The 25,338-nt window shown below is 43.6% G+C and carries 23 protein-coding genes; 16 read left to right on the forward strand and 7 right to left on the reverse strand.

What is annotated here, in order from left to right:
• Nucleotides 1–8: 8 nt before the first annotated feature.
• The 10 genes from fabG (at nucleotide 9) to ACE1OE_RS04510 (ending at nucleotide 9,709) form a co-directional block, all read left to right on the forward strand.
• Nucleotides 9–743 (forward strand): 3-oxoacyl-ACP reductase FabG, encoded by a 735-nt coding sequence (fabG, locus tag ACE1OE_RS04465; protein ID WP_372060698.1) that lies wholly within the window; start codon nucleotides 9–11, stop codon nucleotides 741–743.
• A 162-nt stretch (nucleotides 744–905) separates the two neighbouring features.
• Complete coding sequence (acpP, locus tag ACE1OE_RS04470; RefSeq protein WP_027697107.1) at nucleotides 906–1,139, forward strand: acyl carrier protein; 234 nt, start codon at nucleotides 906–908, stop codon at nucleotides 1,137–1,139.
• Between the two features lie 95 nt (nucleotides 1,140–1,234).
• A complete protein-coding gene (gene fabF, locus ACE1OE_RS04475; protein WP_102471683.1) occupies nucleotides 1,235–2,476 on the forward strand; it encodes a beta-ketoacyl-ACP synthase II in 1,242 nt (413 codons plus the stop codon).
• A gap of 79 nt (nucleotides 2,477–2,555) precedes the next feature.
• Nucleotides 2,556–3,362 carry an aminodeoxychorismate lyase gene (gene pabC, locus ACE1OE_RS04480; protein WP_449210282.1) on the forward strand — a complete coding sequence of 269 codons (807 nt, stop codon included), beginning with the start codon at nucleotides 2,556–2,558 and terminating at the stop codon, nucleotides 3,360–3,362.
• Nucleotides 3,356–4,372: an endolytic transglycosylase MltG gene (gene mltG / locus ACE1OE_RS04485; protein WP_449210283.1), complete on the forward strand. Its 1,017-nt coding sequence runs from the start codon at nucleotides 3,356–3,358 to the stop codon at nucleotides 4,370–4,372. The genes pabC and mltG overlap by 7 nt, the downstream gene beginning before the upstream one ends.
• A complete protein-coding gene (gene tmk / locus ACE1OE_RS04490) occupies nucleotides 4,369–5,007 on the forward strand; it encodes a dTMP kinase (protein WP_449210284.1) in 639 nt (212 codons plus the stop codon). Before mltG ends, tmk begins: the two co-directional genes overlap by 4 nt.
• Nucleotides 5,008–5,010: 3 nt before the next feature.
• The gene (locus ACE1OE_RS04495; protein ID WP_449210285.1) at nucleotides 5,011–5,970 is read left to right on the forward strand and encodes a DNA polymerase III subunit delta' C-terminal domain-containing protein; all 960 of its coding nucleotides are present in this window, start codon (nucleotides 5,011–5,013) and stop codon (nucleotides 5,968–5,970) included.
• Nucleotides 5,971–6,275: 305 nt separating this feature from the next.
• Nucleotides 6,276–7,046 (forward strand): TatD family hydrolase, encoded by a 771-nt coding sequence (locus ACE1OE_RS04500; RefSeq protein WP_449210286.1) that lies wholly within the window; start codon nucleotides 6,276–6,278, stop codon nucleotides 7,044–7,046.
• Between the two features lie 452 nt (nucleotides 7,047–7,498).
• The gene (gene ptsG, locus ACE1OE_RS04505; protein ID WP_102471677.1) at nucleotides 7,499–8,932 is read left to right on the forward strand and encodes a PTS glucose transporter subunit IIBC; all 1,434 of its coding nucleotides are present in this window, start codon (nucleotides 7,499–7,501) and stop codon (nucleotides 8,930–8,932) included.
• A 195-nt stretch (nucleotides 8,933–9,127) separates the two neighbouring features.
• Nucleotides 9,128–9,709: a hypothetical protein gene (locus ACE1OE_RS04510; RefSeq protein WP_449210287.1), complete on the forward strand. Its 582-nt coding sequence runs from the start codon at nucleotides 9,128–9,130 to the stop codon at nucleotides 9,707–9,709.
• A gap of 78 nt (nucleotides 9,710–9,787) precedes the next feature.
• Here the strand turns inward: ACE1OE_RS04510 and ACE1OE_RS04515 are convergent, their stop codons facing one another.
• The 3 genes from ACE1OE_RS04515 to ACE1OE_RS04525 all read right to left on the reverse strand — a co-directional run bounded on the left by ACE1OE_RS04515 (nucleotide 9,788) and on the right by ACE1OE_RS04525 (nucleotide 12,431).
• Nucleotides 9,788–9,889: a MetS family NSS transporter small subunit gene (locus ACE1OE_RS04515; RefSeq protein ID WP_106427128.1), complete on the reverse strand. Its 102-nt coding sequence runs from the start codon at nucleotides 9,887–9,889 to the stop codon at nucleotides 9,788–9,790.
• Between the two features lies 1 nt (nucleotide 9,890).
• Nucleotides 9,891–11,360 (reverse strand): sodium-dependent transporter, encoded by a 1,470-nt coding sequence (locus ACE1OE_RS04520; protein WP_102471675.1) that lies wholly within the window; start codon nucleotides 11,358–11,360, stop codon nucleotides 9,891–9,893.
• 477 nt (nucleotides 11,361–11,837) lie between these two features.
• Nucleotides 11,838–12,431: an outer membrane protein gene (locus ACE1OE_RS04525; RefSeq protein WP_449210288.1), complete on the reverse strand. Its 594-nt coding sequence runs from the start codon at nucleotides 12,429–12,431 to the stop codon at nucleotides 11,838–11,840.
• A 171-nt stretch (nucleotides 12,432–12,602) separates the two neighbouring features.
• On the opposite strand from ACE1OE_RS04525, the gene cydH reads away from it, so the two are divergent.
• The 4 genes from cydH to ACE1OE_RS04545 all read left to right on the forward strand — a co-directional run bounded on the left by cydH (nucleotide 12,603) and on the right by ACE1OE_RS04545 (nucleotide 16,412).
• The gene (gene cydH, locus ACE1OE_RS04530) at nucleotides 12,603–12,695 is read left to right on the forward strand and encodes a cytochrome bd-I oxidase subunit CydH (RefSeq protein WP_102471674.1); all 93 of its coding nucleotides are present in this window, start codon (nucleotides 12,603–12,605) and stop codon (nucleotides 12,693–12,695) included.
• Between the two features lie 8 nt (nucleotides 12,696–12,703).
• The gene (locus ACE1OE_RS04535; RefSeq protein WP_449210289.1) at nucleotides 12,704–13,876 is read left to right on the forward strand and encodes a patatin-like phospholipase family protein; all 1,173 of its coding nucleotides are present in this window, start codon (nucleotides 12,704–12,706) and stop codon (nucleotides 13,874–13,876) included.
• A 249-nt stretch (nucleotides 13,877–14,125) separates the two neighbouring features.
• A complete protein-coding gene (gene mlc / locus ACE1OE_RS04540) occupies nucleotides 14,126–15,355 on the forward strand; it encodes a sugar metabolism global transcriptional regulator Mlc (RefSeq protein ID WP_449210290.1) in 1,230 nt (409 codons plus the stop codon).
• Nucleotides 15,356–15,473: 118 nt separating this feature from the next.
• Nucleotides 15,474–16,412: a chemotaxis protein CheV gene (locus ACE1OE_RS04545; RefSeq protein ID WP_102471671.1), complete on the forward strand. Its 939-nt coding sequence runs from the start codon at nucleotides 15,474–15,476 to the stop codon at nucleotides 16,410–16,412.
• 341 nt (nucleotides 16,413–16,753) lie between these two features.
• Here ACE1OE_RS04545 and ACE1OE_RS04550 read toward each other — a convergent pair whose 3' ends face one another.
• From ACE1OE_RS04550 to imuA, 3 genes are read right to left on the reverse strand one after another with little or no spacing between them, the layout of a single operon-like run.
• The gene (locus ACE1OE_RS04550; RefSeq protein WP_449210291.1) at nucleotides 16,754–19,837 is read right to left on the reverse strand and encodes an error-prone DNA polymerase; all 3,084 of its coding nucleotides are present in this window, start codon (nucleotides 19,835–19,837) and stop codon (nucleotides 16,754–16,756) included.
• Nucleotides 19,838–19,845: 8 nt separating this feature from the next.
• Entirely contained in the window at nucleotides 19,846–21,264 is a 1,419-nt protein-coding gene (locus tag ACE1OE_RS04555) for a Y-family DNA polymerase (protein ID WP_449210292.1), read from the reverse strand.
• Nucleotides 21,265–21,272: 8 nt separating this feature from the next.
• Nucleotides 21,273–21,953: a translesion DNA synthesis-associated protein ImuA gene (gene imuA, locus ACE1OE_RS04560; protein WP_449210293.1), complete on the reverse strand. Its 681-nt coding sequence runs from the start codon at nucleotides 21,951–21,953 to the stop codon at nucleotides 21,273–21,275.
• Nucleotides 21,954–22,168: 215 nt separating this feature from the next.
• Between imuA and ACE1OE_RS04565 the strand changes: the two genes are divergently transcribed.
• The gene (locus ACE1OE_RS04565; protein ID WP_372060550.1) at nucleotides 22,169–23,293 is read left to right on the forward strand and encodes a patatin-like phospholipase family protein; all 1,125 of its coding nucleotides are present in this window, start codon (nucleotides 22,169–22,171) and stop codon (nucleotides 23,291–23,293) included.
• Nucleotides 23,294–23,378: 85 nt separating this feature from the next.
• Here the strand turns inward: ACE1OE_RS04565 and ACE1OE_RS04570 are convergent, their stop codons facing one another.
• The gene (locus ACE1OE_RS04570; protein WP_372060549.1) at nucleotides 23,379–24,122 is read right to left on the reverse strand and encodes a YciK family oxidoreductase; all 744 of its coding nucleotides are present in this window, start codon (nucleotides 24,120–24,122) and stop codon (nucleotides 23,379–23,381) included.
• Between the two features lie 86 nt (nucleotides 24,123–24,208).
• Between ACE1OE_RS04570 and sohB the strand changes: the two genes are divergently transcribed.
• Nucleotides 24,209–25,270 carry a protease SohB gene (sohB, locus tag ACE1OE_RS04575; RefSeq protein WP_102471665.1) on the forward strand — a complete coding sequence of 354 codons (1,062 nt, stop codon included), beginning with the start codon at nucleotides 24,209–24,211 and terminating at the stop codon, nucleotides 25,268–25,270.
• Nucleotides 25,271–25,338 lie beyond the last annotated feature (68 nt).

A 25,338-nucleotide genomic window follows, 5' to 3' on the forward strand; every position in this document is an offset into this window, starting at 1 on the left:
GTAAAATGATGAACCTAGAAGGCAAGATTGCCTTAGTAACGGGTGCAAGTCGCGGTATTGGCCGTTCTATAGCAGAACTGCTTGTAGAACGCGGCGCAACGGTTATTGGTACTGCTACCACGGACAATGGCGCTGCTGCTATTAGTGAATATCTTGGTGAGAACGGTAAAGGCTTTGCGTTGAACGTAACTGATACTGCATCGATCGAAGCGTCGCTAAAGCAAATGACCAGCGAATTTGGTCCTATTGATATTCTGGTGAACAACGCAGGTATTACCCGCGATAATTTGTTAATGCGTATGAAAGATGACGAATGGACAGATATCATGGACACCAACTTGACTTCGATCTTCCGTCTTTCTAAGGCAGTGATGCGTGGCATGATGAAAAAACGTCAAGGCCGTATCATTAATGTAGGTTCTGTTGTTGGCACGATGGGCAACGCAGGTCAAGCGAACTATGCAGCTGCGAAGGCGGGTGTCATTGGGTTTACTAAGTCTTTGGCACGTGAAGTGGCTTCTCGTGGTGTGACGGTGAACACAGTTGCACCAGGTTTTATTGAAACTGATATGACAAAAGCGCTGAATGATGAGCAACGAGCTGCTACACTAGCGAACGTACCTGCAGGTCGTTTAGGTGACCCTCGTGAGATTGCTTCAGCAGTTGTATTTCTTGCATCTCCAGAAGCGGCTTATATCACGGGTGAGACTCTTCACGTGAACGGCGGCATGTATATGGTTTGATCTGCGCAACTTTTGTGCATGATTTAAGTCAAAAATGTACTGAATTTCGGTTAAATTCGCGAAAATTGTGGTTTGACCAGCAAGGACCCCCTTGCAACTTTCAACAGTTCGAATAAACTACGGAAACATCGCATTGAGCGAAATCTGTAAAGGAAAAGAAAAATGAGCAACATTGAAGAACGCGTAAGAAAAATCATTGTAGAACAGCTAGGTGTAGACGAAGCAGAAGTTAAAAACGAAGCTTCATTTGTTGACGATCTAGGTGCAGACTCTCTAGACACAGTTGAGCTAGTAATGGCTCTAGAAGAGGAATTCGATACTGAGATTCCTGACGAAGAAGCAGAGAAAATCACTACTGTTCAAGCGGCTATCGACTACGTAAATAGCGCTCAGTAATATCTCTCCCAGGCGGCCTTCTGGCCGCCTGTGTTTTTTTAACCATCTTCTATCCTTTCAAATAGAATCATTTCAATCCCCCGGAGAATAAAATCATGTCCAAGCGTCGTGTTGTTGTCACTGGCATGGGTATGTTGTCACCGGTAGGCAACACCGTAGAATCTTCATGGAAAGCCCTATTAGAAGGTCAAAGTGGTATCGTTAATATCGAGCACTTTGATGCAACTGAATACTCCACTCGCTTCGCTGGCTTAGTCAAAGACTTTGATTACAGTGAATACCTGACTAAAAAAGATGCACGTAAAATGGATTTATTTATCCAATATGGCATCGTGGCAGGCATGCAAGCTATTAAAGACTCAGGCCTTGAAGTTAATCCAGACAATGCTCACCGTTACGGTGTGGCAATCGGCTCTGGTATTGGCGGTCTAGACTTAATCGAAGCGGGATATAATGCGTTGGTAGGTAAAGGCCCTCGTCGTGTAAGTCCTTTCTTTGTACCATCAACCATCGTTAACATGGTTGCTGGACAGCTATCTATCTTCGCAGGCTTACGTGGCCCTAACATAGCTATTTCTACAGCGTGTACCACTGGTTTGCACAATATCGGCCACGCCGCTCGTATGATCGCTTATGGCGATGCTGATGCGATGGTTGCTGGTGGTTCTGAAAAAGCGTCTACGCCTTTAGGCATGGCGGGTTTCGGTGCTGCTAAAGCCTTGTCGACTCGTAATGACGAGCCTCAAAAAGCTTCACGTCCTTGGGATGTTGATCGCGATGGCTTTGTATTAGGAGACGGCGCAGGCGTAATGGTTGTTGAAGAATACGAACATGCGAAAGCTCGTGGCGCTAAAATTTATGCTGAAATCGTTGGTTTCGGAATGAGTGGCGATGCCTACCACATGACATCGCCAAGCGCAGATGGTTCAGGTGGTGCGTTAGCAATGGAAGCGGCGATGCGTGATGCGGGCGTAACTGGTGAACAGATCGGTTATGTTAATGCTCACGGAACATCAACACCAGCGGGTGACGTTGCAGAAATCAACGGTATCAAGCGCGCACTAGGTGAAGCCGGTTCTAAGCAAGTTTTAGTGTCTTCTACTAAGTCAATGACGGGGCACCTTTTAGGTGCTGCTGGTTCGGCTGAAGCAATTATTACGGTGATGTCTCTTGTTGATCAAATTGTCCCGCCGACAATCAACCTAGACAACCCAGATCCAGAAATCGATATCGACTTAGTGCCTCACACGGCTCGTAAAGTTGATATGGAATATGCACTATGTAACTCTTTTGGCTTTGGTGGTACAAACGGATCGCTTATCTTTAAGAAGATCTAATCACCGCGTTAAAAAGTCACTTGTATTCAAACGGCTTGATGCTTTAGCATTAAGCCGTTTGTTTATTTAAGGAAGAAACATGTTCTGGCGAGATGGACAGCTCATCGACAACGTATCAGTACGGGACAGAAGTTTTCAGTACGGTGACGGTTGCTTTACAACGATACTGACAAAATGTGGCAATCTAGAATTGTGGCCTCAACATATTGCTAGAATGAACACGGCGCTCGACACATTACAAATACCGCACCCTGATTGGTCTGCTGTTCATGACAATTTGTCATCTATTGCACTCAAGACACCACTTGCTGGACTGAAAGTTCATGTGAGTCGAGGTGAAGGCGGACGAGGGTATAGTACATTGGTGGGTGATGGACCGATTACCACTATAAGTCGATTCGATTACCCTTCCCATTATGGTTTGCTTAAATCACGCGGACTATCGTTGATGTTATGTGATACTCGACTCGGACTTAATCCATTGTTAGCCGGGATTAAACACAACAATCGATTGGAGCAGGTGCTGGTCAAAGCGGAAATAGAGAAAACAAATTTTGATGATGGCCTTGCTCTTGATCTCAATGGCAATGTTATAGAAACGAGCATGGCAAATGTATTCTGGGTCCACCGCGGTGCGGTTTATACACCTTCACTCGTTTATTCTGGCGTAGCCGGTGTCATGAGAGAGCAGATAATTAAAGCACTCGAGGTCTTAGGGATCACGCTGCACATTGGAGAGTTTCCTGTGACTTCGATAATGACAGCAGAAGAAATATTTGTGTCGAATTGTATTCTAGGGGTTGCACCTGTGAACAGAATTCAGGAAGCTTCGTTGCCAATAGGCAGCATTACAAGACGTATTCAGGAGAATCTAGGTCAGTGTTAAAAAAGCTATTAATGTTAATTATTGTGTTAAGTGCAGTGGCACTTGGTGCTCTATTTTACGCTCAGAAAGGTGTTGATGCTTTTCTCGGTCAGACGCTTCGTATTGAATCACCTCAGTTGGTCACGGTTAAACGTGGAAACAACCTCAATACAGTATTTTCTCAATTTGAGGATAATGGTTGGATAGAAGCAAGCCCATTTACCCAATTAGTTCGTCGTTTTCATCCTGAGCTGTCTCAACTTAAAGTCGGAACTTTCCAGCTCAAGCCCGGTATTGATCTCACTCAGGCCATTGACGTGTTAAACGAAGGTACGGAATTTCAGCTTGCGATTACCTTTATTGAAGGCTCTACGTTTAAAGAATGGCGTGAGCAGCTCATTGAAGCGGACCATTTAAACAAAATTACCAGCGAAATGTCTGAGGCTGACATTGCGAAAGCGCTTGATATTTCGCAACATAAACTTGAAGGCTTATTTCTAGCGGAAACTTACCATTATTCTGTTGGCGATACTGACCTTGATATTCTTCGCCGCGCTCATACTAAATTGAATCGAGTGTTAAATAAAAACTGGGATGAGAAGCAGGAAAACCTGCCGCTAAATAATCAATATGAAGCACTCATCCTGGCGTCGATTATTGAGAAAGAGACGGCGGTTGCTTCTGAACGAGAGCGTGTGGCGTCTGTGTTTGTCAATCGCTTGAATCGACCAATGCGCTTACAAACTGATCCTACGGTTATTTACGGCATGGGTGATAGATATGACGGTAATATTCGTAAGAAAGACCTGCGTGAGAAAACGCCTTACAATACCTATGTGATTGATGGCTTGCCGCCAACACCGATCGCTATGCCTGGAGAAGCCTCTATTCATGCTGCGCTCAATCCAGAGAAAAGTAACTATCTCTATTTTGTGGCGAGTGGTAAAGGAGGGCACGTGTTCTCCAAGAACCTCAGAGATCACAATCGCGCCGTACAACAGTATTTAAGAACGATAAGAAGCCAAAAATGAGTCAAGCCAAATTTATTGTCATCGAAGGATTAGAAGGCGCAGGTAAGAGTACTGCGATTGCAACACTTCGTTCAGAACTAGAAAAAGCAGGTATCAGCCATATTACTAATACCCGTGAGCCGGGAGGGACGACCCTCGCGGAAAAAATGCGGGCATTGGTCAAAGAAGAACAGGTTGATGAAGCGCTGCAAGACCGTTCAGAGCTATTACTTATGTACGCCGCTCGAATTCAGCTAGTAGAAACCGTAATTAAGCCTGCATTAGCACAGGGAACATGGGTCATTGGTGATCGTCATGATATGTCATCTCAGGCTTATCAAGGTGGTGGTCGTCAGATAGATCAGGGGACCATGCAGTCTCTCAAGAAGATTGCCCTAGGAGATTTCAAACCAGACTTTACGCTGTATCTGGACATTGACCCAAGGCTGGGGCTTGAGCGTGCGCGTGGACGTGGCGAACTGGACCGTATTGAAAAAATGGATATTGGTTTTTTTGAACGTACTCGTGCTTCTTATCTTACGATGGCGGAGTCTGACGACAGTGTGGCTATTATCGATGCGAGCCAATCGATTGACGGTGTGCAGAGCAGTATCAAAGAGGCGGTGCAAGCGTGGCTAATAGAGCAGAAGGAGTAAGTAGTGGAAAGCTATCCTTGGCTTCAAAGTCTATGGCTTCAGCTTAAACAGAACCTCGATAATGAGAGAATGCCTGGTGCCTTATTGATTCAAGCGCAAGATGGCCTAGCTTCGGATGCTTTAATAGCGAAGTACGTTGCTGGTGTTATGTGTCAGAACGATCATTCAGAAGCGTGTGGCTTTTGCCATTCATGTGATTTATTAAAAAGTGAATCACATCCTGATGTTCATTATTTGCTTCCAGAAAAAGATAAAAAGGCCTTATCGGTTGACCAGATTCGTCAAGCAAACAAGTGGGCTTACGAATCTTCTGCGTTTGGCCGAACCCGTGTCATCATCATTCCAAATGCAGAAACCATGAATGTTGCCTCTTCGAATGCTTTGCTCAAAACATTGGAAGAGCCTCCCAAGAACTGCATGTTTTTGTTGTCGGCAGAGAATGCACGGTTATTGCTTCCTACCATTCGGAGTCGCTGCGAAGTATGGCATATCGCTTTACCTAATGCGCAAACGTGCTTGGATTGGGTTAGTGAACAATGGGGTAAGCCAGTGCCTGAGTCTGCGGGTTATCTATGCAGTTATGAACCTCTAACGGTTCTTAACTTTTTAAAAGATAAACAGGATAAGTCTTACGATCAAATCATGGCGTCATTCCTTACTTTTTTGCAGGGTAGTCGACTTGACACCTCTATTGTGTGGAGTGAGATAGCAAAAAGTAAGATAGACTTTTCGATAGTCCTAGGATGGTATTGGCATCTATTGTGTGCAGCTCAAAAACAATCACTAGGCGTCGATGGTGTGTCGAAGCTTCGAGAAGCAAAAGTATTGAGTCAACTATTTAGCTATGAGTGTTTATTTCAACAAGGGAGTCGAATTCAAGCACTGAGAGAGCAATTACGCATGAGTCCTGGCCTTAACGGCGAAGTTCTTTTCGCAAGTTGGTTGTATCAGTTCGATTCGTAACTTTCTTCGCTGATGTTATTTTTTGTATGTCTCTACCTCGTGGTTTATCGAGATAGAGGTCAAGCGCAGGGCAGCTGTTGATGGTCGTCATCAATTGACGATTGTCACGTGCCATTTTTCACCTGTGTCAGCGGCAACCTTTGTAAGCTATAGTGGTTTAGCGGTACCGTGTCAGGCACAAACTGGTTGCCGCGGTGATCGGATTTTTTGTTTAGACAGTATGATCCGTTGTTGTCTTTAATGGCCGTTCATTAGACGTTATCATCTCGTCGTTATTTCTATTCTCAACAGTAAGTACTATTCCTATGTTTGTAGATTCTCATTGTCACCTCGATAAACTCAATTTAGAAGCACACCCTCAGGGTCTTCAAGACATCATTAACAATGCTAAGGCGGCTAACGTTCATAAGCTGTTGTCCGTAGGGGTTACATTGGGGGCATTTCCAGGGATGATGAAGCTAATTGAACCATACCCGGAGGTGATGGCCTCTTGTGGTGTTCATCCTCTTGATGTAGAAAGTGATTTTTCACTCGCTACCTTCAAAGAATACGTCAATCACCCTAGAGTGGTAGCCGTGGGTGAGACAGGCTTAGATTATCACTACATGCCGGAAACGGCTGATTTACAAAAGCAACGCTTTGAACAACAAGTCGAAGTAGCCGTCGCGGTTGATAAACCATTGATCATTCATACTCGTGATGCGAGAGAAGACACGCTATCGATATTGCGCAACGGTCATGCTGAACGTTGTGGTGGGGTGATTCACTGTTTTACCGAAGACCTTCCTTTTGCAGAAGCCGCGATGGATTTAGGGTTCTATATTTCAATCTCAGGCATTGTTACGTTCAAGCAGGCCAAGGAGTTAAAAGACGTAGTTAGGCATCTACCGATAGAGCGGTTACTTATTGAAACTGATTCGCCTTATTTAGCGCCAGTGCCCCATAGAGGAAAAGAGAACCAACCTGCGTATGTGGTTGAGGTAGCAGCGTATATTGCACAATTAAAAGGCATTTCGCTTAGTGAAGTAGGGAATAGAACGTCAGAAAACTACACCACTCTTTTTTTACGGAGATAATCAAGTTTGCTCGAATTTTGATTGAAAAAGGTGCTCGACGCACCTTTTTTTGTTTTTGCAAGTTTAATGGTTAACAATAAGTTAAGGTTAACTATGGGTTTTGAATGAAAGTCCGATCTGCAACACACACTGTTATTACGTTACGTAAAATAACTTACACGTCTATTTTATTCACCCAGTAAAATTAATTGATAGTATTGTTTAACTCTTTTTATTCAATGAGTTATTTGTAATTTTGACCTTTATTTACGACGTTTTTGACTGTGATCTACTCATAGTTTTGCAACTTAATATCGTTACACTGTAGAAACTATTAGGGGCAACGAGCTATATTTGTTGGCAGAAAATACAAATCATAATGTGGTTACATTTTCATTGGGTGCTAACATTTAAGGCTGCGGGGGTGTGCCGTTAGTACCCATTAATCTAATAACTTTATCAGGAGCATAAACATGTTTAAGAACCTTTTTGCTAACCTGCAAAAAGTTGGTAAGTCGCTGATGCTACCAGTATCAGTTTTACCAGTTGCAGGTATTCTATTAGGGGTGGGCGCTGCCGACCTTAGCTTTATTCCAGGTGTTGTTTCAAACCTAATGGAACAAGCGGGTGGCTCAGTCTTCGGTCAGATGGCATTGCTATTTGCCGTTGGTGTTGCACTAGGCTTTACGAACAATGACGGTGTTGCGGGTCTTGCGGCTATCGTTGGTTACGGCATCATGACAGCTACGCTGAGCGTTATGGCTGAAATCATGGGCGTTGAAGGCATCGATACTGGTGTTCTAGGTGGCATCCTTGTAGGTGGTGTTGCAGCTTGGGCATTCAACCGTTTCTTCAAAATTCAGCTTCCAGAGTACCTTGGGTTCTTCGCTGGTAAGCGTGCTGTGCCAATTATTACTGGTTTTGCAGCCATTGGTCTTGGTATCGTACTTTCTATCATCTGGCCACCAATTGGCGGCGCAATCAGCGCATTTTCTGACTGGGCTGCACATCAAAACCCAACAGTAGCATTTGGTATCTACGGTATCGTTGAGCGTTCTCTGATTCCATTCGGTCTTCACCACGTTTGGAACGTACCATTCTTCTTCGAAGCAGGTACTTGTATCAATGCAGCTGGCGAAACTCAAAACGGTGTTCTGACTTGTTACCTAGTTGCGGATGACGCTTCTCGTGCAGCAGGCAACGGCTTTGGTCAGCTAGCTGGCGGTTACATGTTCAAGATGTTCGGTCTACCAGCAGCGGCGATTGCTATTGCACATTGTGCTAAGCCTGAAAACCGTGCGAAAGTAATGGGTATCATGGCTTCTGCAGCATTGACTTCATTCCTAACGGGTATTACTGAACCAATCGAATTCTCTTTCCTATTCGTTGCTCCAGTACTGTACGCAATTCACGCTCTTCTTGCGGGTTCTGCATACGTTGTTGCGAACATGCTTGGCTTTGTACACGGTACATCATTCTCGCATGGCCTAATCGACTTCCTAGTACTTTCTGGTAATGCACAGAAGATGGGTCTAATGGTAGGTGTTGGTCTTTGTTACGCAGCTATTTACTACTTCGTATTCCGCACTGTTATCACAGCAATGGACCTTAAAACTCCAGGCCGTGAAGACGAGTCAGAAGATGACGTAGCGGTTCAATCTGGTACAGAAATGGCAGGTGAATTGGTTGCAGCATTTGGTGGCAAAGCAAACATTACTGGTCTAGACGCTTGTATTACTCGTCTACGTGTTGCAGTGGCAGATGTAGAAAAAGTAGACCAAGATAAACTTAAAAAGCTAGGCGCAGCAGGTGTTGTTGTTGTTGCTGGTGGTGTACAAGCTATCTTCGGTACAAAATCTGATAACCTTAAAACAGATATGGATGAGTGGATTCGTAACCACGGTTAATATCTGATGAGTTAACTCATAATCTAAAAGGGAAGCGGATGCTTCCTTTTTTTGATCTCGCTTGAAAGCTTTCTTGTCTCTTTCCTTTCCATGACATAACAACTACGCCATTCACTAAAATCTCTGCAATTTTGTCGTATCCAATATTAGCTCTCGTTATATAGAAGAGTCATGAACCATGCAGGGAACCTATACATGAAATCAAATACTATTCAACGCATCACCTTTTTAAGTTTGATGCTCTTTTCTTCAGTGACGCTAGCGGCGGCTAATACTGCAGGTGGTGAAGAAGAGTGGCAGATTGTAGAAGAAGGTAGCACAACAAGCTCGGCAGCCGCCCCAGCGCCGGCTAAGGCATCAACGAGTACTCGTTCATCGAATAATACTCAATCGGCGAATAAGCGACGCAGTTCGAGCCGCAGTAGTGGCAATAGCTCTGGCGGTTTTAAAATCGGTATGGGTTTAGATCAAGGATTGAGTGTGGTTGGCCAGATTAATAACACGGTTAACTTTGCAATAGGGAATGACGGTATTGCGGCAGATTACATTTTTAATCGTGGGCGTTTTGGTGGGGATGTTCCGTTTACGTGGTTTGCTGGTGTTGGTGGTCAGATTAAGCGCTCTGATAATTTTGGTCCAAGGATTGCTCTTGGGGTGGAATTGGATATCTCGAACGGTTGGGATGCGTACGCGCAACTTACGCCAAACATGATGTTCCACAAAAGCGACCTGAAATTGGGCATCGGCGCGGGTATCGGTATTCGTTACAGCTTTTAAGCACCTCACTTTTTCTGACGAATTAGTCCCAATAAAAAAGCCAGCATCAAATGCTGGCTTTTTCTATTTTAGTCGTTTTTACTTGTGGTTCTTGTCCATGGCTTTTTTGATACAGTAAGACGCGCCGCCCCATGTAATGCCTAAACCCAAAACCATCATTATAATCGCACTTGTTGTCATATTAAGCGTCCTTTTTACTTGTTATATTTATCGCAACACCAACGACGACGAGTAGACCCATTAGTCCCCAGCCTAGCAGCATCAAATCAAACTGAGCGTAACCGCCATAGCCTTCTGTGATCAGTGTTTGGAATTTAGTGGCGACGATAATCGCGAGGATAATCGGTGTGATAAAGCGTAAGCAGATATCGAACCAAGCGCCGATAGTGAAATCAGACACTTTATTGACGTAATCACGCACATCAGCAATTTTTAGCAACCAAGCCATCAGAATAATCTCAATGAAGCAACTGACGACGATACCGACGTTGTTGGCGAAGTGGTCGACAAGATCAAGCAAGAGTAAACCGCCATTAGTCGCGAACGCCATCGAAATCACTAGACCCGATCCGCAAATAATGGTCGCGGCTTTCTTACGTGTCCAGTTCAGCTTATCAATCACGGCTGAAGTCACTGCTTCCATAATGGAAATGTGTGAGCTTAGACCTGCAATCACAAGTGCGAAGAAAAATAGTGGTCCCAAAATGTAAGGCGCTGGCAGCAAGTTGATTGCCGCTGGCAGCGTTACAAATGCTAAACCTACGCCCGCTGTGACGACTTCGGTAAGGGGTTTGCCTTGTTCCTGAGCCATGTAACCCAGAACAGAGAAAATCATAATACCGGCAAGAATTGAAAAACCACAGTTAATCAATACGGTCATGAAGGCGTTATTGGTAATATCCGATTTCTCAGGTAGGTAGCTTGAGTAAGCTAGCATGATAGCGAAACCAATACTTAGAGTGAAAAAGATCTGACCGTAAGCTGCCGCCCACACTTTCATATCTAATATCTTGGAGAAATCAGGTTCGAATAGATAGTTGATTCCGTTAAGAGCACCTGGAAGGAATACCATGCGTCCGATAAGTAGCAAAACCATGACAAATAGCACAGGCATCATGATTTTTGCTGCGCGTTCTATACCTGCTTTTACACCACCGGCAATGGCTGAATAGGTGATACCCCAAGCAAGAAGCATCGCTCCGGCGATTTTCCACTGAATCGACCCTAGACTAGTCGGTGAATTGTCACCAAGTTGTAGGTATTCGCTGAAGAAAAATGCATTAGTGTCTGTGCCCCAGCTTTGGGTGAATGACATGCCGAAATAAGAGATAGCCCAACCGATTACCGCGACATAATAGACAGCGATTGTGGCCGCTACCCCTACCTGAAACCAACCAAGCCATTCAAATTTAGAATTTATTTTACTCAGTGTTTTAGGCGCTGAACCGCGATATTTTTGTCCCATACTGAATTCAAGAATCATGAAAGGGATACCAGCGGTAATCATGGCGAATAGATAAGGAATAAAGAAAGCTCCGCCGCCATTCTCATAAGCCATGTAAGGGAATCGCCAGATGTTACCAAGTCCGATTGCTGATCCTACTGCGGCTAGAATGAATCCAGCTCGAGATCCCCATTGTTCGCGCTTCATAGTTAACTCCTTTTATACATTGTCTGCGATATAAAATGCTATTCAATGAATAGAGTGCTATACCAATAATTGAATGACTATTTACTTGGTAAGCATAATGTTCGATTGTGTAATGTGAAATTTATGGTTTTTAATTCTGTTTTAAGTTGTAAAGCACGCCGATTCCACCTGAATTATTAAACCACCAGTGGTCAATACTGAAACTTTCGACTATGCATTAAAATAAGGTTACCCATCTTATAGTTGATTAGCAATAGATTACGTCTGGGTAGGTTTACTTGCTGCTTGGCGGTAAACACTAATTTTTATCTAATTTATGGTTTAATTAACTTAATGTGAGGTGTGTTGCAATTATAAGTGATGAGGTAGAGTTTAAAGTTAGTCTAAACAACTTTTAGGTTTTTTAGATGGAGTCACTAAATAATGTGCTACTCACCAATATAAATTCCGGGAGGAAGTCGTGGATAGAGGTTGGCACTAAAATTTTGCTGAAATGCCAATATTTGTTTGGAATTGGTTCATCCACTGGGTATTGAAACCGATGAGGCAGCTGGTCTCTGTTGTCGGTAAGTTGCATACGGATACCGTTTCGTTGTCGACAACAGTGCCTTGCCAGCGTGCTTGTCCATTGATAAATAAACGCTGAGTGAGTTGATATTCCACGCCACCGTAAATACTGGCTGCAAAACCTGTTTGAGAGCGAGTCCATTGTGCTGATATATGAGAGGCGCCGATCCCGGCGCCGATATAAGTGATGGTTTTGTTTGCAACAAGGTATTCAGCGCTACTCTGAAATTGAAGGTATTGTATTGTTGTCTCAAGATTTAGGGTATCAAGTGACGAATTTTGGTGAGAATAAAATAGTCCCATTCGACCATTTTTTACCGGAAATTCGATCGCTAAAGCGAGGTGTGTTGAAGCTGATATATCATATTTATTGTTATTTTCGTCCTCAGCGGTCCCCCCAACACTGGCTCCAATAAACGGAGTTAAAATGACACTAGCAAATACAGGATAAGGAAGAATTAAAACAAAAATAAACCGAAATGATTGCAGAATGAGCGATACCATGACATGTCCTTACCGTTGCTGCTATTGGAGCTTGATTGGCTAGCTGTATGAATCAAATTGTACTAACGTTTAAACATAGTGTGACACTAACATCATAATTTTGAAGTTGTTATTTCTGCAATGCCATAGTGTGTCACAATAGTAAATGTAATGTTACATTCTGGAGGTTGTATGGAATTTGATATGAAAATGGCGCTGGGGATTGTTACGGTCGCATTAGGCATTATTTTTGCCTTTGGTTTTACTGCAATTCTGGCCGCTTAATTATAACGATGAAGAATACCGGTGTGGTAACGGATACCCATGCTGCTTGCGATGTCGCGCGTCTTGCCCAATATGTAGCAGGAAAAACAGCGCTGGTTGCGCAAGGTGGTGGACAGCGTGGGATCTTTACCTCAGGGGTGCTCGACTCTTTTTTATTGTCTAATTTTGATCCCTTTGATGAATTTTATGGTACTTCCGCAGGTGCCTTAAACTTGTGTGCATACCTGTCTCGTCAACCTGGATTAGGCCGATCATTTCTTCTGGATCTGACTACGGATCCAAAATTTTTTAATGTATTTAGTTTCATTCGGAAAAAGCAGTCTCTCAATTTGGAGTGGGCACTCGATCAGTTATGTGAGTATCCCTACAAACTCGATATTGATATGGGACGCAGAGTCATTGGTGAGCGGCGTGCTTATGCCGCGGTCACCGATGCCTCTACGCTTAAAGACCATTATTTGCCTATGCTGAAGCAAGACTGGTATTCCGTCATGATGGCAACGAGCGCTATCCCTAATCTCTTTGAAGGCACTGTGGCGATTAATGGACAAGAGTTTATTGATGGGGGAGTATCGGCATCGATCCCAGTGCAAGAGGCATGGCGGCAAGAAAACCGAATGATCGTTGTGATTCGAACAGAGGAAAGTGATAGTGGCGTTGAACCGATTATCGTAGACGAAGAGCGCATTACTGAGTCACCCGCTTGGTTTCGCGAGTCTTTAAACAGTGTGCAACTTCAATGGCAGGATAAACTTGAGCAGTGGTCTAAAGATTGGAATGGTTTTTTTGATCTTCAATTGAGTAAAGCAGTGGCTCAGAAACATTCTCAGCATCTAAATATGATCAATGGTGGGCGCTGGTTGTTTGGTGGCGCTGATATTTATCGGTTAAGTCATCTCTTTGGTGAAAAATTTGATGCAGGCTTGGCTGATATGTTGATGGTGCACTATCAAACTTATTCACTTACCAACACGTTCTTGTCACTTCCACCGGATGACTGCTTTATTGTTCAGATTGCACCAAGTCAACCGTTAAAAACATCGTCGCTAATGAGTGATAAAGATGATATTTTGCATGATTATCAGCTGGGTTTAAAAGCGGGTTTTCGATTTATTGAGCAGTATCAAGGTGTGACTAAAGGTAAGAAAGCCTCTGATTTATTCAGTGATGATCGAATATAATACTAGGCGTGCATTGCGCTTATTAATCGAAGTAAAAAAAGTGGTTCATCAATTGCAACTCTCCTCGTTTTGACCTTGTGAAATGTAGTAAACTTTCATGTTTCTAGTCCCAATGATGGCGTGTAACATGACTTGCACCCCAAAGTTCACCCTATATGCGTGATGTTTGTCACGGCGATTCATTAAACTACTTCACAATTACTTCGCAAAGTAAAAAAATTGCTAGGTTGTTGTTTTTTGGAGTGCAAGATGTACATGGCTCAACCTGGGCATATCGACCATATCAAGCAGGTCAATGCTGGTCGTGTGTATAAATTAATAGACCAATATGGGCCTATTTCGCGTATCGATTTGTCGAAGCTAAGCGGTTTAGCGCCGGCAAGTATTACGAAAATTACGCGAGAACTTATCGCTGCACACCTCATTCATGAAACCGTGGTTCAGGAAGCGATCAGTCGTGGTCGCCCTGCTGTTGGTTTACAGACCAATAATCAAGGTTGGCAATTTTTATCGATGCGTCTCGGACGTGGGTACCTCTCGATAGCTCTTCATGAGTTAGGAGGGGATGTGCTTATCGATACCAAAATAGAAATTCATGAAGTTGATCAAGAAGATGTCGCTGCACGCCTTCTGTATGAGATCGAGGAGTTTTTTGAAACTTATAACGATCAACTCGATAGGGTTACCAGTATCGCGTTGACGCTCCCGGGATTAGTGAACACTGAGCAAGGCGTTGTTTTGCAGATGCCGCATTATAACGTTGCTAACTTTCCGATTGGCTCTGAGATATTTAACGCTACAGGATTGCCTGTCTTCGTAGCCAACGATACGCGTGCTTGGGCGTTAGCTGAAAATCTCTTCGGTCACTCTCAAGACTGTGATAACTCGGTTCTAATTTCTATTCACCATGGTGTTGGCGCAGGGATTATTCTCGATGGCCGGGTGCTGCAAGGAAGACATGGTAATATTGGTGAGCTGGGACATATTCAGGTTGATCGTAATGGAATGGAATGCCATTGCGGCAACAAAGGATGCCTGGAAACGGTGGCAAGTTCTCAAGCTATTCGCCGTGAAGTGATACAAAGAATTGCCAATGGAGAAGCGTCGAGTTTGGTTGAGGCGTTAAATGATGATGAAGATGTGAGTGTTGAAGCAATCTGTGAAGCGGCCGCAAATGGTGACCCTTTAGCGGTTAATGTTATTGAAAAATTAGGCGATCACCTCGGATCGGCGATTGCTATTGTGATCAACCTGTTTAATCCTGAAAAAATATTAATTGGTGGCGTGATTAACCAAGCTAAAGACATCTTGTATCCTGCGATTCAGCGCTGTATTGAGCAGCAAAGCCTTCCTGCTTACACTAAGAATCTCAAAATAGTGGAATCTCGTTTTTATAAACAAGCTACCATGCCTGGAGCTGCACTTGTCAAACAAGCGCTTTATGACGGTGTACTACTTATGAAAGTCATTGAAGGCTAACCACTTTACCGTCTTTGCGATGCATCATAGTTTTCTACCTTTCGTCGCTAAACTTCTTGTCCATGGTGCCGATTACATGAGATAAGAATCTTCGTATGTGTTTTGCCAAGGAAGTCTCATGTCGAGCGTATTAAGTTCAGTTGATCAAAGAACGCAATTGGTGGGAGAAAACAGGTTAGAACTTTTATTGTTCAACCTGAACAGCCGTCAGACTTTTGCTATAAATGTATTCAAGGTAAAGGAAGTGATTAAGCTTCCTGTGCTTACTCAACTTCCCGGCTCTCACCCTAGCATCTGTGGTGTGGCATCACTACGTGGTGTCTCTGTGCCAGTTATTGACCTTCGTCGAGCTGTGGGTTTTCCTAGACCTGCGGAAGGGGGGGACCATAATCTTATTATTACTGAATATAATCGTACGGTTCAGGGGTTTCTTGTCGGTGAGGTTCGAAACATTGTTAATACAACTTGGACGGAAATTCAACCACCGCCTCGTACGGTTGGACGTGCCAATTATCTCACAGCGATCACCAAAGTTGAACAAGACCAATTAATCGAATTGGTTGAAATTATTGATGTCGAGAAAGTACTTGCTGAGATCATTGATTATGATGTGAGTATCTCAGAAGAGACACTGGATAAGGCCCTCTTACCTCATCTTGCAGGGAAAAAAATATTAATTGTTGATGACTCATCAACCGCTAGGAGCCAAGTAAAAGGCACTTTATCTCAACTCGGTGTCGAAATTATCGAGTGTTTTGATGGCGCGATGGCCCTTAGATTACTTAAACAGTGGTGCGACGAAGGTATTGATGTTTGCTCCGAACTGTTAATGATGATCACGGATGCAGAAATGCCGGAAATGGACGGATATAAACTTACTCACGAAGTTCGAAGCGACCCGAGAATGAGTCAGTTGTATATCACGCTCAATACTTCTCTTAGCGGTAGCTTCAATGACGCAATGGTTGAGAAAGTTGGTTGTGACCGGTTTATTTCGAAATTCCAGCCTGATCTGTTAGTCGACGTTGTACAGCAGCGGATGGGTCAAATATTATAATTTAGACTTTTTGCTCTATTTGCTTTGTTACGGATGAATTAATGTCATGTTATCATTCTTGTGTATTTATTGTGCTATTACGAATTGTGCTATTACGATAAGTACCGCAGATTATAAAACTACTGACTAAGGTTGTTCCATCAGAATGATTTGGCTAACTTCAAAAGTCATCATGACTTTAAGTTTACTGGTCTTCAAGGAATGGAAGAAAAGACGTACGGAAGCGGCAGTTGAAATAGATCGATAATTCAATGCTTGAAGCGTAGTGATAGCTTGGATTGAAAAGGGAGCATTTGCTCCCTTTTTCATTGTTTCTAGTTTACGTCCAGTCTAGTTTAAGGCTAGTGAAACTGCCGCGATTGAATGGTGAGTTTGGACAGTTCATGTGTCATGTCGGTGAGCCTACCGGCAATGATATGTGTGACGTTTCCCTCTCTTTCTAAAATCCCACTTATTTTTAAAATCTTAGCCGTTAAGTAAGCCTTTTTTTGTGCTTTCGCGGTTGCGCTCCAAACCACAATATTAATATTGCCAGTATCATCTTCCAAGGTAATGAATGTGACCCCAGCAGCCGTGCCAGGCGATTGCTTCCCCGTCACTAGTCCAACGACATTGACCATCGATTTATGAGCGTGCTGATGCAGTTCCTGCATACGTGTAAAGCGGCCTAGCGTACCTGCTCTATCAAGTAACGTAATTGGGTGTTGTCGTAATGAGACGTTTGTCGATGAAAAATCTTCAAGAACGTTATCTATTTCTGTTGGCGTATTGGGAAGCGCTTTGGATTCGTAAGGGAGCGATTGAAATAGCGGGAGATCATGTGCATTGTCCATCATGGCCCAGCGTGTCGAATAACGATCGCCTGAAATCGATTGTAAAGCGTCCGCTGATGCCAATTGTTCCAGCTCTTTCTTGTTGAGTCCCAATTGCTTAATTTGTGTTGGTGTAGTGAATCCTTCTTTAGGACGATGTTGAAGAATTCTCTTTACGCTTTCTTGGCTCAATCCCTTAATCTGTGTGAAGCCAAGGCGGATTGACAAGACGGTGTCTTGATGGTGAACGTTTTCGACTAAATAGTGGTGGTATTGCGAATGGTTGATGCATATCGGCAAAATGCTGACACCATGACGCTTGGCGTCTTGTAGTAGTTGAGAAGCACTGTAGAAACCCATCGGTAAACTATTGAGCAAGGAGGTATAAAAGACCTCAGGGTAGTAGTATTTCAGCCAAGCAGAACAATACGCTAATACGGCAAATGAGGCGGAGTGGCTTTCAGGGAATCCGTACTCACCAAAGCCACAAATCTGTTCAAATAAGCGTTCCGCAAAATCACGTTCATAGCCTCTTTCTAGCATGCCGTTGATGAGCTTGGAACGAAACGTAAAGATGCTACCGTTTTTTTTCCAAGCCGCCATTGCTCGGCGCAGTTTATCGGCTTCCCCGCCGCTAAAGCCTGCGGCAACCATGGCGAGTTTGATGACTTGTTCTTGGAAAATGGGCACACCAAGTGTGCGAGATAATACCTCTTCGACTTCCTTTGAGGGATAAGAGATAGCTTCTTCACCGTTTCTACGCTTTAGAAAAGGGTGCACCATATCCCCCTGGATAGGACCAGGACGAACAATGGCAATTTGGATCACGAGGTCGTAATACGTCGCTGGTTTTAGGCGCGGCAACATACTCATCTGTGCTCTCGATTCAATCTGGAATACGCCGACAGTATCGGCTTGTTGTAACATGCGATAGACATTCGCATCATCTTTTCGTCGAGTGATGCTGGCAATACTAAGGTCATGGCCATAATGTTGTTTGACTAATTGAAAGCACTTTCGAATGGCGGTCAGCATGCCAAGGGCAAGTACATCCACTTTGAGTAACCCTAAGCTTTCTAAATCATCCTTATCCCATTGAATGACCGTTCGTTCATTCATCGCAGCATTTTCAATTGGTACGAGTTCATACAATGGCCCGGATGAGATAATAAACCCACCGACGTGTTGAGAGAGGTGCCTCGGAAACCCCATGATATCATTGACTAGCTCAATAAAGTGTTGGCCTTTTAAGGAATCAGGTTGTAGCCCAAGTTCGATGATCTGGGCCTGCCATCCTGTACTATGGTCGCGACGATTGATATTTTTGATAAAGTAATCAAGCTGAACCTCTCTGACGCCAAGCGCCTTTCCTACGTCTCTTACTGCGCTTTTAAATCGATAAGAAATGACCGTTGCCGCCAGTGCAGCACGTTCTCTGCCATATTTTTTGTAAAGGTATTGAATGACTTCTTCACGTCTCTCATGCTCAAAGTCAACATCGATATCTGGCGGTTCATTACGTTCTTTACTAATGAAGCGTTCAAATAAAACTGAAATCTGTCGAGGATCCACGGAGGTAATATACAAGCAATAGCAGACGATGGAATTCGCGGCGGAGCCCCGGCCTTGATAGAGGATGCCTTGTCGCTTGGCAAACATAACAACGTCATGAATGGTGAGAAAGAAAAAGGGGTAGTTGAGTTCATCAATTAACCTTAATTCCTTTTCTATGATGTCTTCAATTTCATTAGATATTCCTTCAGGAAAGCGAGTGTGTTTACCATGCTCAACCAACTTTCGTAAATACGTCATTGGCGTTTCGCCGTTTGGGACTAATTCACTTGGGTATTCGTAGCGAAGCTCTCCGAGGGAAAACTTACATCGTTGCGCGATATGAACACTTTCGTCTATCCACTCTTGAGAGTAGAGCTTTTCGAGCTTAGTTTTTGACCGTAAGCAACGCTCAGCATTGACGAGCAGTTGGCCACAGACGTTATCAATAGAAGTGTTTAAGCGTATGGCCGTTAATGTGTGCTGGAGAGGAAGGCGAGTTGCGGTGTGCATGAGTACCCCGCCACAAGCCGTAATCGTGATGTCGAGATATTTTGATAGTGACTGGCAATGTTGTAAATAACGATGTTCATGAGACGTCAGATGTCTCTGGAGGCCAATCCAAACCCTTTGCTTATGGTGCTTACATAACCATTGTCCCCATTTCCGATCATGTTCGTCACCGGTGGGTAGCCAAATAATAAAGCAATGGCGTAATGACATTATGTCCCATTCTGATAGTTGATAATCCCCCTTTTTACAGCGGCGCCTTGCGTTGGTAATGACTCGACATAGTTCTGCATAGGCGTCGCGATTTGGGCTAATGAGAATGAATTGACATTCAGCATTGAGCCAAAACATGCTGCCAACGATTTGTTGAATCGTGAGATTATGCTGTTTGATGGCTGTGTGAGCGCGCACCACCCCGGCGACGGAGCATTCATCGGTGATGGCCAACGCAGCATATTGCAGAAAATCGGCTTGTAACATCAGTTCTTCTGCATGCGAAGCCCCAGTGAGAAACGAAAAGTTGCTTTGACAAAATAATTCAGCGTACTTCATATTATTCCTTAACTGAATTGGCCGTGTACGAACCAGTGATAGTCCTCGGTTCTAAAGATCCACAACCATTGACCAAAAGCGTTGCGCGCAATGAAATAGTCTCGTTTTACTTGATAACCATCCCACCAACCACTAATGACGCGTTCTGGGCCTAATGTGATGGATACTTTGTCGGTTAACGGGAAGGGGTGGGGATATAACAAGCTGGGTCTTAATTTTTGACAGGTCTTGCTAAAAGGTGCTTTTGGTCCATGTGTAGTCTGAGAAAAGGCGATAGGCTGGGTGGCCATTTCGGGCCTAGGGTCATCCGTAAAATGTAAAGATGTCACGGCCTGTTTGCCGAGCTTTGCTTGCAAAATAGAAACGAGTTCTAGTGGCGTTTGATTACTTGTTATGCCTTCGAATAAGTCATATTCATTGATTTGATGCTCTCCCATTCTGATCACAGAGAGCGTAAGCCCATTAATGGCCGCGTCTATTTGCAGGTTTTCGAGTGTCAGTGTTGATAAAGACTGCCATTTAGCCACTAGATAATCGCCTTGAGCGGAATGAAGTTGGATATGACTATCATCATGATCTCGCTGGTGGAGGGTTAGATTAAGCTCGTAGGCAACTTTGTCACGTAATCTCAAAAAGACTTCCAGCTGCTGGAATAAGCGCGTAAGTGGGTTGTGTAACCATGCAACATTTTCAATATCAAACAACAGCTCTAGGTAATGAGAGAACTGCTCAGGTGGATGATGAAAATTGATAGGATGCTTGAATTGCCCAGTGAGCCTACCGACGTAATTAACTAACTCGATATCAAATCGTTTGGCGACTTCAGGTAAAGAAAGTGCTAATAAATCGGAAAGATTTTGGATTCCTACTCGCTGCAATTTCTCTACTTGTTTTGTCTCCAACTCAGTTAAGGAAAGTGAGTAACCACTCATCCTCTTTTTAAGCTGCTGCGGATTTGTTTCTATCCAGTTGCACTTTTGCTTTGCCATGATCATCGCCGCGTAAGGCGATTGGCCTGTAGAGTAATATGTGTTGATATGCAAATGTGCTAGATGCTGTGACAGTGCGCGCCAGTAGTTTTCGATGTTCTCATATAGGGACAACATATTTGTGACCTTAATAAGAATGCCATTAGGCGGGAACAAGGTGATATCTGACGTAATCAGGTAAAGCCATTGAGCGATGTCCGCGAGTCGCTGATTTTCTAACTTGGCATCATAAGGGTGAACTTGTAAGTCTTGACAAAGCGCAGCGGCGCTACCAAGCCCCATCCCTAACTGTAAGCCTTGTTTTTGTGCCTCGGTGTTAAGTTGGATAATATCGTGCTGATGCCCATCAACGATCGCTAAAGCGACATCGTCATCATCTTGACGGAATAAGGTGTCCAGTTGCAGGGTAGGGAAGTGCAGATATAACCACAATAACATAATACTTTTTACCCTTGCTGTTGCTGTCGAATTGATGGGACGATAACAAGAGGTGTTTTGATGGTTAGCTCAGGCCAATACGATGCCATATTGATAATAAAAGGTGCTCGAGGAAAATCACCTTTTTGTTTAGTAATAGTCACTTCAAGCCCTGACTCATGAGGGGCTAAAAGTAAACCTAATGACACAGGGAGAGAGAAGCGATGTGACTGCATTGGTCTAAATAAAACTTGCAGGCACTGGCCGGTTTCACTTGCGACTTGAAGACGCTTTGCATGATGAATCTCAATGTCACTTTGCCACAAACACACACAACTACTCGCGCCACTTTTTAAGCTTTGCTCCGCGGCCCATAGGGCGTCTGCTGTTGATGTTGGATAAATCAACAACACCTGTGAAGGGTTAATATTTTGGTTTAAGAGGTACTCAGCACAGACATAACCAGGTGGGTTGATTAATACCAAAAGCCGTTCTTCTGTGTGAGTTGCTATGTAAGGACTGAGAAGTCTTAGTTCACCAATGCCAGTGGCGGATTGAATGTCAATGACCCCGTGGCTAGGGAACCCACCATTGAGTGATTGATCCAGTTTGCTAAAACCAGTGGAATGATGGTTGTTTGAAGCAGTTAAGGGGTGACTTCCTTTCCAGATCAATTGCTTATGTTGTAGTTCAGTGATTAAATTATGCATAATAAATACCTGTATATTTATACAGTATAAATGAGAATCGACTGACTGCAAATGGTATTCAATGTGAATGGGACTAAAATTATGGGTCAAGCTGATAATCAAGAAGTTAGTGAGAAGGTGTCACCAGTTTTGATGCATTATCTTGAAAAATGATGTTCAGGCTAGAGTAATTATTTTAATCTCAAGAAAGAACAAAAAAATGTGAGGAGAGCTGTGTGTTCACGAAGGATCAACAATATTCTTTGATCGTCCAAGGTGGCGGACAAAAAGGGGCGTTTGCCGCGGGTGTTTTAGATAAATTTATTGATGCTAAATTCGATCCGTTTTCCTTATATATTGGTACCTCAGCTGGGGCGCTCAATGTGTCTTCTTTTGTCACTCAGCAAAAAGGGCTCGGGTTAGATTTTATTCTCAATTATACGACGCGAGGACGTTTTTTTGACGTCAATAAACTGCTTCAAAAGCAGCAGCCTATGGATCTAGATTGGGCTTTTGAGTTTGTGAATACAGGCGAGTTCCCACTAAATATCCCTAAAGGAAAGATTCAACTCGGTGACAACAAGGTGGCGCTGGCCTGTATTACTGATGTAGAAGACCTACAAGATTATTACTATCCGATTTTTGCGGATAATTGGTTTGATGTACTTAGGGCAACCTGTGCGATCCCGATGCTTTATTATCATGATATTGAGTTTGATGGCAAAAAATGGGTAGATGGAGGGGTGTCTGCAACGATCCCTGTGCAGGAGTCTTGTCGTCGAGGTATTAACAATATGGTGGTGATCAGCACTATCCCAGAAGGCAATCGAAAAGAGCTAACGCCGTCTCCTGCCATGGAGTCGTTGGAGCGCTGGAAAAAAGAATTGGAAGCGGGGCTAGATACGCATTTAAATCATCTTAAAGTTTCGGGTACGAAAGAAAAGTTGACCGAATTCCATAAGCAATTTTCAGAAAAGCTTCACAGTATCAAAATGGATTATAAGCAATTTACTGCAAACCAAGCCGAATTGTACAAAATCCCTCAGAGTGAAAAAAGTAAGCTGTCGACTTGGATTAACGACAATGAAAAGCTATCTCGCTTGATTGATATTCAGAACAAGCGTGTGCCTTTTAGCCGAAATGGTACGAGCCATTTAGACATGCTGGTGGCGCATTACAATAACCATAGTCAGGTTGAGCAATTTCTACTATCCCCTCCGGAAGAGGTGAAATTGTGGCATATACAGCCGAAACATGAGTTGACGTCCAAAGGATTAATGAGCCATAAGGATCAGATTTTAGAGGACTACCAGCATGGCAGCGCGGTGGCTGGGGAGTTTTTGAGGCAACACTTAGGGTAGTGGGTTAAATAAGTGAGTGCTTTGGCACTCACTTATCGTTAAAGCTTAAAGCGGTTAGCCATTGATCTGTGAATAACTAGGCTTGCTAACGCTTAGGTTGAGCGTCTATACATTGCCCGTTGATATCAGATACTGAAGGGTCCATTAAATGCAGGTATAAAGGCATGAGGTCACTTGGCGTTTTCAAGGCATTCGCATCTTCACCAGGATAGGCTTTTGCACGCATACGTGTACGCGTTGCTCCTGGGTTTATCGCATTGACACGGATGGCAGAATCACTGAGTTCATCGGCTAAGATTTGCATCATACCTTCAGTCGCAAACTTGGAGATCGCGTACGTTCCCCAGAATGTGCGGCCGATATGCCCAACAGTTGAAGAAGTAAAAATAATTCGACCTGCTTGTGATTTTTTCAAAATAGGCAATAAGGCTTGTGTCATAAGAAACTCAGCTTTGACATTGATCTGCATAACATCATCAAACGTCTCTTCATCAATTTGATCGAATGGGCTTAGCGTGCCTAAGACACCTGCATTATGAACCAGCCCATCTAGGTGTCCAAATTGACCTTCGATAGTCTCGGCCATATCAATGTAATTCTGTTTTGTCGCGCCCTTGAGGTCGAGTGGGATGATAGCAGGTTGCGGGTAACCGGCTTTTTCAATTTCATCGTAAATTAGCTCTAAGTTCGCCACATTACGGCCGAGTAAAATGACAGTAGCGCCATGTTTGGCGTAGCTAAGTGCTGCTTGACGGCCGATGCCAGCCCCAGCGCCAGTAATGAGGATAACTTTACCTTTTAGCGCCTCAGGAGCGGTTGAATATTCCACAGAACACTTCCTTAGTTTTGAATAATTCTTGGTAATCGTGACAAGTTGGTTACAATACACTAATTCGTAGGATTGGGGATAAGACATTGGAATTTTTATTAGATTACGGGCTTTTTCTAGCCAAAATCGTGACGGTATTGGCGGCCATCTTGGCACTCATTGTGGTGGCGAAATCAGTAGGTGGTCGTTCAGGTGGTGCTAAAGGTGCGCTTGAAGTGACTAACTTGACTGAACAAAGAAAACAAACGGTTGAGCAGTTAGAGCACCATTTACATGATGAGTCATTCATAAAAGCACGAGATAAGGCTGAGAAAAAAGCGGAAAAAGAAAAAAGTAAATCACGTGAAAAAGAAATTAAGAAAGCCTCAAAAAATGGTGACCTTGATAGTAAGCGTGAGCCACATCTTTTTGTTTTAGATTTTAACGGTAGCATTGACGCTAAAGAAGTCGCGTCATTAAGAGAAGAAGTGAGTGCTATTTTAGCTGTCGCACGTGTTGGCGATGAGGTGTTAGTGCGCTTGGAATCGGGCGGCGGTATGGTACATGCTTACGGCCTTGCTTCTTCACAACTCGACAGAATCAAAGGGGCAAACCTGCCACTCACTATCTCGGTTGACAAGGTAGCAGCGAGTGGTGGTTACATGATGGCATGTATTGCAGATAAGATCGTGTCGGCACCTTTTGCTGTCGTTGGTTCTATTGGTGTTATTGCACAGTTGCCAAACTTCCATAAGCTGCTGAAAAAGAATGATATCGAATTTGAACAGCTCACGGCAGGTGAATACAAACGTACGCTGACGATGTTTGGTGAAAATACCGATAAAGCACGTGATAAATTCAAAGAAGAGCTGGAAGAGACCCACGGCTTGTTCAAAGACTTTATTAGGGAGCACCGTCCTGCACTTGATCTGGAAAAAGTGGCAACGGGTGAACATTGGTTTGGAACTCAAGCCAAAACCCTCGGCTTAGTCGATGCAATTCAAACATCAGATGATGTGGTGACGGCGGCTTGCAAAGAAAAAACCGTACTTGCGATTCACTATGTTCAAAAGAAGAAGCTTGCGGATAAATTTTCAGGTGCGGCTGGGCAAGCGGCTGATAACGTATTGATGAAATGGATTAGCCGTGGTCAGCGGCCAATAGTGTAAGTATTTTATATTGTTAAAGTACTTCGAATCATGACAATGCATTTGATAAAAAAGGACTCAACACAAAG

This window comes from Vibrio sp. E150_011 (assembly GCF_053544015.1).

Bases quoted from the DNA above. Each gene is read 5' to 3' on its own strand.
- tmk (WP_449210284.1), top strand. From the start codon at position 4,369: ATGAGTCAAGCCAAATTTATTGTCATCGAAGGATTAGAAGGCGCAGGT.
- ACE1OE_RS04515 (WP_106427128.1), bottom strand. From the start codon at position 9,889: ATGACAACAAGTGCGATTATAATGATGGTTTTGGGTTTAGGCATTACA.
- fabF (WP_102471683.1), top strand. From the start codon at position 1,235: ATGTCCAAGCGTCGTGTTGTTGTCACTGGCATGGGTATGTTGTCACCG.
- fabG (WP_372060698.1), top strand. From the start codon at position 9: ATGAACCTAGAAGGCAAGATTGCCTTAGTAACGGGTGCAAGTCGCGGT.
- ACE1OE_RS04535 (WP_449210289.1), top strand. From the start codon at position 12,704: ATGAAGAATACCGGTGTGGTAACGGATACCCATGCTGCTTGCGATGTC.
- ACE1OE_RS04555 (WP_449210292.1), bottom strand. From the start codon at position 21,264: ATGTTATTGTGGTTATATCTGCACTTCCCTACCCTGCAACTGGACACC.
- ACE1OE_RS04510 (WP_449210287.1), top strand. From the start codon at position 9,128: ATGAAATCAAATACTATTCAACGCATCACCTTTTTAAGTTTGATGCTC.
- ACE1OE_RS04500 (WP_449210286.1), top strand. From the start codon at position 6,276: ATGTTTGTAGATTCTCATTGTCACCTCGATAAACTCAATTTAGAAGCA.
- ptsG (WP_102471677.1), top strand. From the start codon at position 7,499: ATGTTTAAGAACCTTTTTGCTAACCTGCAAAAAGTTGGTAAGTCGCTG.
- ACE1OE_RS04525 (WP_449210288.1), bottom strand. From the start codon at position 12,431: ATGGTATCGCTCATTCTGCAATCATTTCGGTTTATTTTTGTTTTAATT.
- mlc (WP_449210290.1), top strand. From the start codon at position 14,126: ATGTACATGGCTCAACCTGGGCATATCGACCATATCAAGCAGGTCAAT.
- ACE1OE_RS04550 (WP_449210291.1), bottom strand. From the start codon at position 19,837: ATGAAGTACGCTGAATTATTTTGTCAAAGCAACTTTTCGTTTCTCACT.
- acpP (WP_027697107.1), top strand. From the start codon at position 906: ATGAGCAACATTGAAGAACGCGTAAGAAAAATCATTGTAGAACAGCTA.
- ACE1OE_RS04545 (WP_102471671.1), top strand. From the start codon at position 15,474: ATGTCGAGCGTATTAAGTTCAGTTGATCAAAGAACGCAATTGGTGGGA.
- imuA (WP_449210293.1), bottom strand. From the start codon at position 21,953: ATGCATAATTTAATCACTGAACTACAACATAAGCAATTGATCTGGAAA.
- ACE1OE_RS04520 (WP_102471675.1), bottom strand. From the start codon at position 11,360: ATGAAGCGCGAACAATGGGGATCTCGAGCTGGATTCATTCTAGCCGCA.
- cydH (WP_102471674.1), top strand. From the start codon at position 12,603: ATGGAATTTGATATGAAAATGGCGCTGGGGATTGTTACGGTCGCATTA.
- pabC (WP_449210282.1), top strand. From the start codon at position 2,556: ATGTTCTGGCGAGATGGACAGCTCATCGACAACGTATCAGTACGGGAC.